General features: G+C 59.8%; 10 protein-coding genes and 1 pseudogene. 3 read left to right on the forward strand and 8 right to left on the reverse strand.

Going from position 1 to position 14,526, the window contains the following annotated elements:
- The first annotated feature begins 14 nt into the window (after positions 1-14).
- Positions 15-1,121 (forward strand): agmatine deiminase, encoded by a 1,107-nt coding sequence (aguA, locus tag BLQ09_RS23180; RefSeq protein ID WP_027605124.1) that lies wholly within the window; start codon positions 15-17, stop codon positions 1,119-1,121.
- Positions 1,122-1,355: 234 nt separating this feature from the next.
- Complete coding sequence (locus BLQ09_RS23185) at positions 1,356-1,571, forward strand: hypothetical protein (RefSeq protein WP_027605123.1); 216 nt, start codon at positions 1,356-1,358, stop codon at positions 1,569-1,571.
- Between the two features lie 71 nt (positions 1,572-1,642).
- On the opposite strand, the gene BLQ09_RS23190 is transcribed toward BLQ09_RS23185, so the two are convergent.
- Positions 1,643-3,730: a TonB-dependent receptor gene (locus BLQ09_RS23190; RefSeq protein WP_027605122.1), complete on the reverse strand. Its 2,088-nt coding sequence runs from the start codon at positions 3,728-3,730 to the stop codon at positions 1,643-1,645.
- Positions 3,731-4,138: 408 nt separating this feature from the next.
- On the opposite strand from BLQ09_RS23190, the gene BLQ09_RS23195 reads away from it, so the two are divergent.
- A complete protein-coding gene (locus tag BLQ09_RS23195) occupies positions 4,139-5,455 on the forward strand; it encodes an OprD family porin (protein WP_027605121.1) in 1,317 nt (438 codons plus the stop codon).
- Between the two features lie 73 nt (positions 5,456-5,528).
- On the opposite strand, the gene BLQ09_RS23200 is transcribed toward BLQ09_RS23195, so the two are convergent.
- From BLQ09_RS23200 to BLQ09_RS23230, 7 genes and pseudogenes are all read right to left on the reverse strand, one after another.
- The gene (locus tag BLQ09_RS23200; RefSeq protein ID WP_027605120.1) at positions 5,529-7,658 is read right to left on the reverse strand and encodes a M48 family metallopeptidase; all 2,130 of its coding nucleotides are present in this window, start codon (positions 7,656-7,658) and stop codon (positions 5,529-5,531) included.
- A gap of 301 nt (positions 7,659-7,959) precedes the next feature.
- Entirely contained in the window at positions 7,960-9,117 is a 1,158-nt protein-coding gene (locus BLQ09_RS23205; RefSeq protein WP_027605119.1) for an AAA family ATPase, read from the reverse strand.
- 347 nt (positions 9,118-9,464) lie between these two features.
- Positions 9,465-11,888 carry a TonB-dependent siderophore receptor gene (locus tag BLQ09_RS23210; protein WP_092358681.1) on the reverse strand — a complete coding sequence of 808 codons (2,424 nt, stop codon included), beginning with the start codon at positions 11,886-11,888 and terminating at the stop codon, positions 9,465-9,467.
- 98 nt (positions 11,889-11,986) lie between these two features.
- Entirely contained in the window at positions 11,987-12,949 is a 963-nt protein-coding gene (locus BLQ09_RS23215; protein ID WP_092358683.1) for a FecR domain-containing protein, read from the reverse strand.
- Positions 12,946-13,452, reverse strand: coding sequence for a sigma-70 family RNA polymerase sigma factor (locus BLQ09_RS23220; protein WP_092358685.1), 507 nt, complete (start codon positions 13,450-13,452; stop codon positions 12,946-12,948). The genes BLQ09_RS23215 and BLQ09_RS23220 overlap by 4 nt, the downstream gene beginning before the upstream one ends.
- Positions 13,453-13,816: 364 nt before the next feature.
- Positions 13,817-14,032, reverse strand: a pseudogene (locus tag BLQ09_RS31705) (CopG family ribbon-helix-helix protein); the annotation flags it as partial.
- Positions 14,033-14,214: 182 nt separating this feature from the next.
- Positions 14,215-14,526: transposase domain-containing protein (locus BLQ09_RS23230; protein WP_139202132.1), on the reverse strand; the 312-nt coding region annotated here is incomplete at its 5' end.

Raw genomic sequence — 14,526 nt, forward strand, 5'->3', positions numbered from 1 at the left:
GAGTCCTGATCGCCATGACCACCCTGCACAGCACCCCCCGCGCCGATGGCTTCCATATGCCCGCCGAATGGGCGCCACAGACCCAAACCTGGATGGTGTGGCCCGAGCGCCCGGACAACTGGCGCCTGGGCGGCAAGCCCGCGCAGGCGGCTCACGTGGCGGTGGCCAAGGCCATCGCACGGTTTGAGCCGGTGACCGTGGCGGTTTCTGCCGGCCAGTACGAAAACGCCCGCGCCCGCCTGGACCTGCCGAATATCCGTGTGGTGGAAATGTCCAGCGATGACGCCTGGGTGCGCGATACCGGCCCGACGTTCGTGATCAACGACCGTGGCGAAGTGCGCGGCGTGAACTGGGATTTCAACGCCTGGGGCGGTTTTGACGGTGGCCTGTACTCGCCGTGGAACCGCGACTCGCAGGTGGGCGGCAAGATCCTCGAAATCGAGCGCGCGCCGCGTTACCGCACAGAGGGCTTCGTGCTGGAAGGCGGTTCGATCCACGTCGACGGCGAAGGCACCCTGATTACCACCGAGGAATGCCTGCTCAATCGCAACCGTAATCCGCACCTCGACCGTGCCGAAATCGAAGCGGTGCTCAGCGCCAACCTGGCTGTGGATAAGATCATCTGGCTGCCGGACGGCCTGTTCAACGACGAAACCGACGGCCATGTGGATAACTTCTGCTGCTACGTGCGCCCGGGCGAAGTGTTGCTGGCCTGGACCGACGACCCGCAAGACCCGAACTACGCGCGTTGCCAAGCCGCCATGGCCGTCCTGCAAAGCAGCACCGACGCCCAGGGGCGCTCGTTCACGGTGCATAAAATGCCGATCCCGGGGCCGTTGTATGCCACTGAGGAAGAGTGCGCAGGGGTCGATCCGGTGGACGGCACACAGGAACGTAATCCGACCGTGCGGTTGGCGGGTTCCTACGTCAACTTCCTGATCGTCAACGGCGGCATCATCGCGCCAAGTTTCGACGACCCGTTGGACGCTGAAGCCAAGGCTATCCTGCAGGACCTGTTCCCGCAGCACGAAGTGGTGATGGTGCCGGGCCGTGAACTGTTACTGGGTGGCGGTAATATCCATTGCCTGACCCAACAACAGCCGGCCCCGCATAAAAACTGAGTGCAGTTGTAACAACGCCTTTCCGGCAACCGGGCGTCCCTCGGTTTCGGTCTCTACAGCAAGCCCACGGCCCAGCACGGTCGTGGGCTTTTTTGTGTCCGCCCACCTATAAACACGCGACATTGGCATAGCTCTTGTATCGGTGTTGCCCCAGTGTCCCAGGGTGATGACCGCACAGTTCTGTCATAAACCTTGAGTAAGTTAGCCGCTCACGCAGCAGGAGAGAGCGCCGAAATGAATGCCAATATCAACCCGATGTACACGCGCACCTTCCACCCTTCGCGGGTTGACGGTGACGCGATCCATGCGCTGGGGCTCTGGTTGAAGGAAAACGGCTCGCGACAAGCCAGGCAGCAGCCGGATTTGCGCAGTGTGATGAGTGAACGCTACCCGGTGGGGTTGTTCAGCGAGGCTGAAATGCACGCGTTGTGCGAGTTGATGAGTAACTAACGAAATAGCCTTGGCTTCATCGCAGCTGCCTCGCTTGCGCTCGGCAGCTGCGATAAGAAGGGGGTTTACGTTTAGAAGCTATAAGTGCCCGTCACCACCAGGTTACGCGGCTCGCCCGGCTGAATCTGCGCCACACTGGTCGCCGATTCGTAGTAGGTCTTGTCGGCGATATTGTTCAGCGCCGCGCGCACATCCCATTCTTTCTGCCGGAACCCGACCAACGCGTCCCAACTGCCATAACCCGGCAGCACCACGGTGTTGAGGCTGTCGGCATAACGGTCGCCGACCAGGGTCAAACCGGTTTCCGCGTACCAGCCCATCTCCGGTTTCCAGGTGATGAACAGGCTTGCATTGCGCTTGGCCACGTCGCTGACGCGCTTGCCTTCAAAGCCGTTGTTGTCCTTCTCGACCTTGGCATCCTGCAGGCCGACACCACCGCGTACAGACCAGTTGCCGACGATCTTGCCGGTGGCTGTCAGCTCCACGCCGCGCGAGCGCTGCAGGCCGCTGAGCAGGGTAATGGTGCGGTCCAGCGGGTCGCTGGTGCGGCGGTTGTAGAGTTCCAGTTCGTACACCGCCAGGGTGGTGCTCAGGCGATCGTCGAGCCAGTCGCTTTTTACGCCGATCTCTTTTTGCTTGGTCAGCTCGGGGCTCAGGTCGTTGACGCTGCCGGCGGCGTTCGGGGTGATACCGATCAGGCCGCCACCGGCCGGTGAGAAGGTCTTGCTCCACGAGGCATAGAACGAGTGGTGTTCCAGGGGCGTCCACACCAGGCCAAAGCGCGGGCTGGTGCTGTGGCTTTTGACGTCTTGTCGGGTATTGAGCAGTTTGTTTTTGGTGTCCACTTCGAAACGGTCGTAACGCAGGCCGGCCAGCACTTGCCACTGGTCGTTCAGACGCAGTTGGTCTTGCACATACAGGGCGCGGCTTTCGACTTCGGTGTGGTTGTTACTCGATACGCTCATGCGCCCGGTGTGGCTCAGGCGACGGTTGGGCTGGTTGAGGTCCAGGGCTGGCACGGCCTGGCCACCGCGGTTCACAGCAGTGGCGGTGTACAGCTTTGGATCGCGGCGCTGGCTGCCCAGCTCCACGCCGGTGAGCAGGCGGTGTTCCAGGCCGAAGGTGCTGAAGCCTCCTTCCAGCTCGACGTTGTTGAAGACGTTGAGGGTGGTCAGGTCTTGCTGCCAGCGTTGGCGCGTCACCCGATTGGTCGAGGCAACATAGGCGGTCTGGTAGGTGTTGTCGAAATCGCTGTCGAGCTTGAACACGCCGAGGGTCTGGCGCAGTTGCCAGTTGTCGTTGAGTTCGTAGGCCAGCTTGGAGCGCAGGGACTGGGTCTTGTCGTCGATGTAATCGCGGCTGTCGCCGTAGGTGGTGCTGCGACTGACGTCGGCGGGGCGTCCGTTGACGCCGGGGATGCCGCGATCCGGCGTGCGGTTGTAGCGGCTGTATTCGTATTGCACCAGCCAGTTCAGATCCGGTGTGAGCTGCCAGCTCATGGACGGTGCGAACAGTTGGCGATTGCCGCTGACGCCGTCGCGGAAGCTGTTGTTGTCCTGGTTGCCCATGTTCAGACGCAGGCTGATGTTGTCGGTGGGGTCGGTGCTCAGGTCGGCATACACACTGCGCAAATCGTTGCTGCCGCCCTGGGCCTCGATGCTCGACTTGCGCCCGGCCGTTGGCAGTTTGCTCACGCGGTTGACGATCCCGCCCTGGCCGCCTCGCCCGTAAAGCACGGCTGCCGGGCCTTTGAGCACTTCGATGCGCTCGATGTTGTGCAGGTCGCGCACGTACTGGCTGTCGTCGCGAATGCCATCGAGGTAGAAGTCGTTGCTCGCGTCGAAGCCACGGATGCGCAGACTGTCGAAGCGCGTGTCGGCGCCGCTGCTGACGTTGGGGATGCCGCTCAAGGCCTGGCCCAGGTCGTTGGTGCCGTAGGCGCGCAGGCTTTCGGTCTTCACCGAGTCGATGGCCTGGGGCACATACCGTACCGGTGTGGCGGTGCGGGTCGCGGTGCTGGTTTCCTTGACGCGCGGGTCGTCTTCGTCAGCTTCGGCGCTGATCGAGGTTTCGGGCAAGGTGGTGGCGGCACAGGCAAAACCGGCAGACAGCAGAACAGAAAGCCCAAGGGTCATGGGCGTCAGGCGAAGGGCAGGCATGGTGGAATGCATCCAAAGGGTTTGGCAGGAAAAAGCACGCTAATGGTAATGCTTTGCATTTGCGTGCGTTATCCATTACCAAACGTATCGGCTTTGAAATATGTTACGAGATATGTTTCGTGGGTCGTTAAAGACAGAATCTGGTCGTTTTCAGAAAGGCAGTAGGCCTTTGCTTAGAATTATTTCGCCTAAATACAGACGATTCACGAAATTGACACATAGTTCAACGCGCGACTAGGATTGCGCCCAACGCCTGTGGCTAACAGCCATGACTCATCCAATAAGAAAAGGCCCGCGGCATGTTCAGTCGTCCGCGGGCCTTCTTTTTTCGGAAAAGTCGACACCAGAAAAGCGACATGGAGCCTGGTGTCATCGCGCGTACTCAACCCGTAATAAGGAATACAAAAAATGTTGAAGCAACGGATGAGTCTGATCGCTCTGGGGATTTTGAGCGCATCGACAGCAATGGCAAACGACCAGGAGCAATCCAAGGGTTTCGTTGAAGACAGCCACCTGAACATCGCAGCCCGTAACGCCTACATCAGCCGCGACTACAAAAACGGCAAGCAAGACAAAGCCGAATGGGGCCAAGGCTTCATCGGCAAGTTCGAGTCCGGCTTCACCCAAGGCACCGTCGGTGTGGGTGTGGACGTGATTGGCCAATATGCTATCCGTCTGGACGGTGGCCAAGGTCGCGCCGGCGCGGGGGGGATCGACTTCTTCAAGCAGGGTAATGGCACCACCAACCCAGATGGCTCGGCAAACCCTGGCTCGGCACCACACGACCTGGCCAAAGGCGGCGCAGCGGTCAAGTTCCGCGTCTCCAACACGGTGCTCAAGTACGGTGATCAGTTCCCTAACGTTCCGGTCCTGGCCTACGACAACTCCCGTCTGCTGTCCGAAACGTTCACGGGTACGTCGATCGTCTCCAAAGAGATCGCCGGCCTGCAACTCGACGCCGGTCACTTCACCAAGGAAGCTCGCAAGAGCGCCGAAGGTACCGACAGCGGCCGTCTGAAAAGCATCGACTACGTCGGTGGCAGCTACAAATTCACCGAAAACCTGTCGGCCGCGCTGTACGCCTCCGACATGCAAGACGTGCTGAAGAAGCAATACGTCAACGTCAACTACGTGCTGGCCCTGCCAGAGAAACAGTCGCTGACCTTTGACTTCAATGGCTACAAGACCAAGCTGGACAAGAGCTTCGCCCTGGAAAACCAAGGCAGCGAAGACGCTCGCGACAACAAGATCTGGAGCCTGGGCGCCACATGGGCTGTCGGCCCGCACAGCTTCACCGTCGCTCACCAGCGCAGCACGGGCGACACCGGCTACCTGTACGGCGGCTACCGCAACGCTGGCGGCATCGGCGACGGCGGCAACACCATCCTGCTGGCCAACTCCTACTGGTCCGACTTCAACGGCAAGGACGAGCGCTCCTGGCAAGCCGGCTACGGCCTGGACTTCAGCACCTTCGGCGTGCCTGGCCTGACCTACAACGTGGCCTACGTGCGCGGCACCAACATTGACGACGGTTCCAACCGTGGCAATGGCACCGAGCGCGAGATCTTCAACCAGTTCAAATACGTCGTCCAAAGCGGCCCGGCCAAAGACCTGAGCCTGCGTGCTCGTGCGTCCTGGTTGCGCGTTTCCAGCAATGCCGACAAGTACAACGTAGGCGGTAACGAAATCCGTCTGTTCGCCGACTATCCGATCAACGTTTTCTAAGTGATCGCACCTCGCGCCTGATTCCAGGCGATAAAAAACCCCGACTGGTTCGGGGTTTTTTTATGGGTGTGCATCAGTCCTCGCGGCTCTGCAAAATCTTGCGCGCCAACGCCGCATTCTTGTAGTCGAGCATCAAGGACAACCCCTCATAAGGTTCGATCTTTTTATTGTCGATACACAGCTGTGCCATCAGCAGCAGCACCTGGCGTTTCTTCTTGTTGACCCGCACGCCGGGTACACCGAACGCGGTCTTGCGCATTGCCGGTAACGGCGCCTCGGGCGTCAGTTGAACGGTTACCCAGATGCCCTGGACAAACTGCAACGTGATCTCCTCGATATGTTCGATGGGCAGCGGTTGCACCAGGTTATTGAACACAAAATGCTCCGGTGTCAGGCGCAACGCGGTCTGCGGCGCGCGCTTGAATCGACGGATGCCCAGCCACAGCAGGCCCAGCCCGATAAGGCCCAGGCACGCGCCCGCGCCGACTGCCGACAGCGGCGTGCCTTTCAAACGCTCCGGGGCGAGCCAGACTCGACTCAGGATAAACAGGGCCGCCAGCACAAAGGGCAGGCCCGACACCGCCATCAGCACCCCGCGCCATTGGCCGCCTTCATGCAGGCTGCGCTCACCCTCGGCCGAAGCGGCCAAGGTTTCCAGCAGCTGGGTGTGCGCGCTGTTCTCCGACACCGCCACGTCCATCACGTCGCGAGACAGCTGCTCGCGCACTGCCTGGGGGGCACTGAAATAGGCATCCATCTGCGCATTCGCTACGTCGCTATCCACCTCGCGGGTGGCGCTGCGCAGGGTATCGTCCAGTGGCACGTGCAGCGCCTGCAGGCGTTCGCCATTGGAGGGGTGGGAGTCGGTGGGATGGGGTTGATGAATCTCCAGGGCTTCGGCTGATGGTTGCAATTCACACTCACGCAAGCTCGCGAATACGGCGTCGGGCAGATCGGTAGCCGCGCCTGCTTCACACAACGCCAACAAGGCATCCTCAACGTGCGGCTGCACCACCGACACCCGCAACAACGCCGAAGCCGCCGCCGCAGGGCCCGCCAACTGCGCGCCGGCAGCGTCCGCCAGCAATTCACGCTCACGGCTCCAGTGGTTCACCGCGTCATCAAAGCGCTGCATGAAAAACACACCGAACATGAACGACGGCCGCATCAGCCGTCCCTGGATAAAATCGCTGGTCAGCATCGTGTTCAATAGCGCTTCGAGGCTGCGATTGACCCCATCGTAGATCGGTAAAAAGCGCAGGCTGTATTCCGTGTCCTGCCCCACAAAGTGCGCCAGCTCATGGCCGATCACCGCGCTGATTTCTTCACGGCTCAGCAGGCCCAGATACAGCAACGGCACATGCAAGGTGCGCCCCTGCAGCAAAGTATTCGCCGGTTGCACAGTGGCCGCGCTGGAGGTCACGTAAAAGCCCTGGGCCAGGCTCACCACGATGTGGTCCGGTGGCAGCGCGCCGAGCCTCTCCGCCAATTCGTCCACATGGCGCCACAACCCTGGAGCCAGCACGGGCGTCACCACCTGGCCGAACATCTCCAGCGGCTCGGGCTTGAACATCCCCAGCATAGGGCGCAGCTGTCTGAGCAACTGCCAGATCGAATACACACAGAACGCCGCGATCACCCCCAGCACCGCCATCAGCTTGACTTCGCCACTGCCCAGCCGGCCGATATGCCACATCCCCAAGCCTTCGAAACTCAACGCCAACGCGACGGCCGCCGCCACCGCCACCACATGGCCCACCAGCACATAGGGCAACAGGCGGCTGCCCAGGGAGAACGCCTGCAATAACCTCTCCCGTGACTGCCGTGCCCGCCGCCCGGCCCAGTACGTACCCGCCAATGCAGCCGCACCAATCAACGCCGCCGACAGACCCAAGCCCATCACCCACGGCGCCAGGACCCGCATCGCACGGTTCACGCGGTGGGCAATGGGCAGCTCGGCTTCGATTTTTTCCAGACGCGAGAGGGCCGTTTGCACGCTGATTTTTTCATCGACCAGGGCGACCATCGCCGTCGGCTCCTTCGCCGCCAGCGCTTGGAGTTGCTGTTTAGCGGTAGTCACCGTGACGTGGTAATCGACCAGCGCCGTGGTGGTTTCGTCAGCACGCTGACGCTCCCAGCCACCGAGGGCGGCCAGCAGCAGCGGGAAAACGATGAGGAGGCAGATCAGTTTGAGGGCGTTCATGGGAGTCCGTTCACGACGCAGGGATGTTCAGGTTTATACCGAAAAAAACGCCCCTGGGTATCTACACCACCCTCAAATGCGGGCACGCAACTCTGTGGTGAGCGGGCTTGCCCCGCGCCGGGCTGCGCAGCAGCCCCAATAAAGGCACTGAGATTTTACTAAGCGCCTGGTTTTGGGGCCGCTTCACAGCCCTACTTACAGCCCGGTATTCCCAGGCGACTCCAACACCTTCACCACATCATCAATAGCGGACCTACAAAGTCCAAGCATGTGACTAAGGTGGAAAATTTATTGCTTGTCCCTACCGCCCCTCAATCAACGCACGCTCCTCCAACCAAATCTCCTGAACAAACTGATCCGTAATCGCATAAATCCCATGCCCTCGCCGCATGATGATGTTCTCCGCCACCAGCGCAATCACCACGGGTTGAATCTCTTCAACCCGCACTTCGCGACCTACCGTCTTTGAATATTCCGCAGCTGCATCGGTAGAGAAAATCCCCCGAGCATCGCCTTCCGTAGCCGCGATCTTGTTGAAAATCGCCTGAGCCAGGCTGCCCAGCTGTTCGACTTTTTCAAGCTCAATACTTGCCGCCGCTGAGCGTAAGGTGCTGGCAATCACGGGGAGGAAAAGATCAGGATCACCGCCCTGTTGCAGTAGCTGACGCAATGCCTTGAGCATTTCCTCAGGTCGATTGCCCAGGGTATTGAAGGCTTCGACAGCGACTTCAAGTGAGGGGAGCTTTTCCTTCTTCACCGTCATTGCCAGTCGGTTGAGCAGGAATTCAACGTAGTCACCCTTTAGCAGTGGATACGCGGCCGATGTCGCGCCGGAAAACGCTTGGTTGCGTTTGGCGGTCAGCTCGCTTACCTGGGCTCTGTGGGAGCCTGTGCCGATAAAGAGGAAGTAGCCCGGCGTATTCGGGCGCGGGTTGATTGCATCACGAGCAGCCTTGAGGGCCAGGAGCAGTTGGTTGCCATCGTCGGAGGAAATGGCATGTTGCACCTCGTCGATGATCAGCACGAGATCGGTCTTCGCTTGGTCGACGACCTCTGCGAGTGCTTGCGCCAATGTGGGGCCGTCGGCGTTGCCGATGCTGTCGAGTTTGAAACCGAACTTGAATCCTGCTGCGCCCAGATCGACATTGCTGACTCGCTTGAGCATTTCCAGGATTGAAGAGCCCGGCGTTTGCAGTTCTTTCAGGGTCTTGTGGATGGCGTTGTGCACGAGCGTTGCCGGGTTGGCCAGCGTATCGCTCCATAGGTCGACGTAAATCACCAGGGCGCCTGCTGCTTCCAGGGCTGGGATAAGGTCGTTGCGCAGGAAGGTCGTTTTACCTGTACGGCGCAGGCCAGACAGAAAAAGACCTGAGCGTAGACCTTCATCTAATACGCCTGGATTGAGAAGCTGGTTTGCCATCGATTCAGCCAGTTCAGGGCGCTGAAATATGCTGCTCATGCAATTATCCCTTTTTATGGATACGCCATAATTATTGCCAATACATAATTTAGCATAAAGGATGAAATCCGGAGCTTTGGCGCGAAAAGAGGTGATTCAACAGGAGGTGAGGCGTGGAGGGGATGATCGAGGATGAATATATGGTAAACCTCCTGAATTCGAACGTTGTCGATCATCCCTTCCGTAGAGAATAGGCAGGAATCCGCCAAAAGCTGCCGTGGCAGCAGGCTGCCGAAAGCAGTCCGCTGTCAACGCCCTCTATCGGCCGACGCTGTTGAAATATCGAGTACGAAAGCGGTTTTGTCTGGCAATTGCGCTACGTGCCGATCCGGTCGCCAAGGGGGTGCTTACCAGTTGTAACTCACCGATCCGGTCACATTTCGGCGATACCCGTATTTGCAGCTGTCGCCGGTGTAACCACACTGGGAGACATAGGTTTCGTCGGTCAGGTTGGACGCATTGAGCGCCAGCTTCGCCCCTGCATAGGATGAAGACAGCTTGCCCAGGTCGTAGCTCAGGCTGGCGTCAAACAGCGTGTAGTGGGGAATGCCTTCGCTGTTTTGCGAGTCGATATAGCTCTTGCCGACATAGCGTACTCCTCCCCCTATCGCCAAGCCCGATAGCGCGCCGCCCTGAATGGTGTATTGCGACCAGAGCGAGGCCAGTTGTTCAGGGGTATTGCCAGGTTGATTGCCTTTCTCATCGGCCGTATTGCTGCGGGTAATTTCAAGGTGTGAATAGCTGTAGTTGGCCATCAACTCCAGCGCATCGGACACCTGCGCCTTGCTTTCCAGTTCGATACCGCGCGACTGGATTTCTCCGGTCGCCACCGAGAAACGATTGTTGGCAGGATCGGCAGTCAGTACGTTTTGCCGCGTCAGGTCGAACAGCGAGACGGTCACGTAGCTGTCACTGCCCTTGGGTTGGAATTTGATCCCGACTTCATACTGGCGACCGGTTTCGGGTTCGAACGCACTGCCGTCACGCGCCACCGCCGTGATGTTAGGGAAAAACGACTCGGAATAGCTCGCGTAGGGCGCCAGGCCGTTGTCTGCCAGGTACATCACACCGGTCCGCCACGTGAAGGCGTGATCGCGCTGCTTGAGGTCTGCCGCCGTATCGGTGGCGTAATGGACCGTTTTCGAGCGTGCCCAGTCTTGGCGACCGCCCAGGTTGAAGACCCAATGCTCGTCGAACTTGAGCTGTTCCGAGAGATACACACCCGCCTGGTCTAGCTGACGACGCTGGTTGATGTCGTAAAAAGCGTCCAGGTCGCTGTAATCCTGGTGATAGACCGGCGCATACATATCCAGGGGATCAACCACGTTGCCACCCCCCAACTGGTTGGTACTGGCGTGTTGCAAATCGATACCGACCAGCGTTGTATGTTCGAAACGGCCGGCGTTCCACTGGGCCTGGAAGTGGTTATCGAGCAGGGCATTCTTCACCTTTTCGTGGCCCAGATAACCGAAGCGGCCCACGGTGCGCTGGTCGTCATCCAGGCCGTACTGGTAAATCGTGCGCTGTTCCTGATAGGAGCGGCTGTAACGGGCGTTCTGGCGGAATGTCCAGATATCATTGAGGTGATGTTCAAACTGATACCCCAGTGACCACTGTTCTACATCGTACTTGTCGAAGTCAGGGTCGCCGACAAAACGATCCGTAGCGATCCGTCCGTAACGCGAGCTGTCGAGGGTGCCTATCCGCGGCAACGCGTAGTAGCCCAGCACATTGCGGTCTTTTTGAAAGGACGCCAGCACCGTCAGCGAGGTGTCGTCCGAGGGGCGCCAACTGATTGCCGGGGCGATGAATTGACGGTCATCACGGGCGTAGTCGATTTGCGTACCGCTGTCTCGCCACAGCCCGGTGAGGCGATAAGTCAAGACGCCGTCCTCGCTAAGCGGCCCGCCGAAGTCCGCAGCCAATTGCTTGCGATCAAAACTGCCTGCCTGCGCCACCAGTTCATGCAGCGGCTCATCGGTGGGACGCTTGCTGATCACGTTGACCATGCCGCCCGGCGAGCTTTGCCCGTAGAGCACCGACGATGGCCCGCGCAGCACTTCCACGCGCTCCAGCCCATAGACTTCACCTACGGCACGGCTCTGGTTGGCAAAGCTGTACTGGCGCAGGCCATCGCGATAGATACCACCGCCAGTCGTCGCGTCAAAGCCACGAATACTAATCGTGTCGCGCCGGGTATCGACACCGTTGGCTTCACCATTGACCCCGGCGGTGTAGCGCAGCACCTGCCCGATGCTTTGTGGCTGCTGGGCATCGATCTGCTTACGGGTGACCACGCTGATCGATTGCGGCGTTTCCATGATCGACGTATCGGTCTTGTTGGCACTCATGGTCCGGCTGGCGACCAGGCCATCGTTGCGGCCCAACGAGGTGTCGTATGCGGTGCCACTGATCGCAGTCGGCGCTAACTCCAACACGTCGCCGTTGCTCGGTACCAGCAGCAGGCTACCGTCGTCCTGGCGCTCATAGGTCAGCCCCGAGCCGAGCAAGAGCTGCGCCAGGCCGGCCTCAGTACTGAAATTGCCTTGCAGCCCCTGGGTTTTCTTGCCAGCCGTCAGCGTTGAGCTGCCCGCCATGGTAATCCCTGCCTGTGCGCCGAAACGTGACAGCGCAGAATCCAGGGGGCCAGCGTCGATGCTGTAATGCTGCGAACTACCCGCGGCAAAGACTGGAAGGCCGCAAAGCGGTTGCACGCTGAGCAACAACAGCCCAAGCGTACGGGCACGCAGGGCGCGGGAAGGTGAAGTCATACGGGGCTCCTAAGGGGTCAAGACCCACCTCTGGCGGGTGGGTGATCCCTATAGGCCAAGCGAGTACGAAAAAACTATCGTGCAGCGGAAAAAATATTTCAGGCGGGCACGATCGAGACCCAATACCGCGTCATGCGCTCGATACGCACCGGCAGCGTGCGCGCTACCAGGGTCAAGGCTGCGTCGGTGTCATCCAGCGAAAAACTGCCTGTGAGGCGTAACCCTGAGACTTGCTCATGACAACGTAAAACACCGGGACGATAACGCGAGAGTTCCGCCACCAAGGCATCCAGGCGCAGGCGATCCGCCGGCAGAATCCCGCGCAGCCAGGCCTGGGCGACCAGCAGGTCGGGACGGCTCGGTACGCCGATACCCAGGCGGTCCACCCGTGCCTGCCATCCGGCCTCAAGTGAAGAGGACGTTGGCTGGCCGCGTGAGTGCACCTGCACCTGGCCGCCCACGACGGTGACCTGCGTGCCCTGCCGGTCATGGCGCACCTGCAACTGCGCATCGCGGCTCTGCAGGATCGCGTCCGGCGTGATCAACTGCAGCGGGCGCGATTCTGCTCGCACATTCAAGGCCAGCTCGCCCTCTATCATCTGGATGCGCCGCACCTGATCATTAAAATCCAGGTTCACCGCACTGGCCGTGTTCAGCCATAGCGAGCTGCCATCAACCAGGGTCCACTGGTGACGCTCGCCTGTTCCTGTGCGGTGGTTCGCCAGCGCGGCGCGCACTGGCGTGGACCCCGCGCCTTGCCAGGCAACGGTGCCAACCGCACCAAGGACCAACAGGCGCTTGAGTAACTGCCGACGTTTCTGCATGTCCGGCCCAGCCGACGCCAGTGCCCTGCGCGCGGTGGCATCGCGCAAGAGATTCGCTCCGGGCTGCTGCAACAGCGGCAAGCTGGCGACACGTTGCCAGGCCTGCTCATGCTCATCGCTCGCCTCGCGCCAACACCGCAATGCCTCCAGATCAGGCGCACTCATAAGCCCGGACTGCGTCCTGACAAGCCAATCAATGGCGATATCGCGCACCTGCGGATTAATCTCGGCCCTCATTCGAAACGGCTCGCATAGCAAACACTGAATGCCTTGCCCATGGCCCGTTGCACTTGAGCCACAGTCAAACCCAACTGCGCAGCGATCTGCGGGTACGTCAGGCCGTCGAGCTGAGACATGAAGAAAATCTGCCGTATGCGCTCAGAGAGCCCAATCAGCAGCGAGTCGAGTTGCAACAAGGTTTCGATCACCAGATACCGGTCCTCGGGTGACGATTCCCCCCCTTCGGGCCGAGCAGCCAACGCTTCAAGATAAGCCCGCTCGATCTCCTGGCGGCGCCAGCGATTGACCAGTAGTCCATTGGCAATCGCCGCGAGAAACGCCATGGGCTGGCGCAACTCGCACACCTGCTGGGGGGCGCGCAGCACACGGATGAACGTGTCGTGGGCCAGATCCTCGGCGTCGGCACTGTGCCCCAACCGCCGGTTCAGCCAGCCCTGCAGCCAGCCGTGATGATTCTCGTACAACTGTTCGACGGACGATGTTGGGCTGGCATCCTGCATGTGAGGCTCGCACTGCGTGAATGATAATGCTTCTCATCGTATTGATCGGGCGCATGGTTGTACAGTGTTTACACCTGTTTGATGGGGTGGAATTCTCCGTCCATATTCCTGACGGCCTTTGAATTACCCTGGCCGGGTTTGTTTTCTTGCAGTTGCCGATATTCATTCAAACGCCAAATAGCACAAAGCCCCGAGTTACGGGGCTTGGTGCTGTGGTGCGCTTCGCGGTCACCTTGCAAACTAGAGGTTGCTCGATACGGATACGCAGTGATAACCAGCTCCCGGCAATCGAGTACTGGAGACGCTTTCCCTGCATGAGGGAACGCTCCAGCATTCCCAGGCTGTTGAGAATGTGGAAGACGGCTGCCTCCCCCGATTCCCAATCAGTGGCGTTGCCGGCATCAGTATCTGCAATGTCTTTCTGCACGGCTTTAAATGCCAGCACTCAGCGGTAACGTCGCGGCTCAAAGCCCGCTGCAGGGGGGGATTGACGATCTCGGTCGGTCGCCCGCGCCAGTTGATCCAACTCGCTGACAAGTTCGGGCTTTACTCGGAAAGACAGAACGGGAGAGGCTGCCATTAACGTTGTTCCACACGTGTTCTGTATGCGCTGTGTACATGGTATGCGGACGTTATGCTTCGGCTGGCAGTCGGCCACCAATAGCGGTTTGTCGGTTTGGGGAAGGATTTACAGGCGAGCGACTGGGTTGTATCAACGTAAGCGCTCCATAAACCCCACCTGTTCAAAAATAGGCGGCGCGCTTAGCTAGGCGATGCGGGCGAACAGTTCCACGGCAGCAAGGCTTCGTAATCTTCAACCGAGGTTGCCTGTGGCAGGCGCTCAAGGGCGTGGCGCAGCCACGCATAGGGCTCTTGGCCGTTGGCTTTAGCCGTCTCGACCAAACTGTAAAGTTGAGCGCTGGCCGTCGCGCCTTTGGGCGTGTCGCTGAACAGCCAGTTCTTGCGCCCGATCACGAAGGGCCGGATCGCACGCTCGGCCGCATTGTTGTCGATCGGCAAATATCCGGCTTCGGTGTAGCGCACCAACTTGATCCAGTTGCTGGCCAAGTAGCT

The organism is Pseudomonas sp. NFACC25 (assembly GCF_900100935.1).
GTDB lineage: Bacteria > Pseudomonadota > Gammaproteobacteria > Pseudomonadales > Pseudomonadaceae > Aquipseudomonas > Aquipseudomonas marginalis.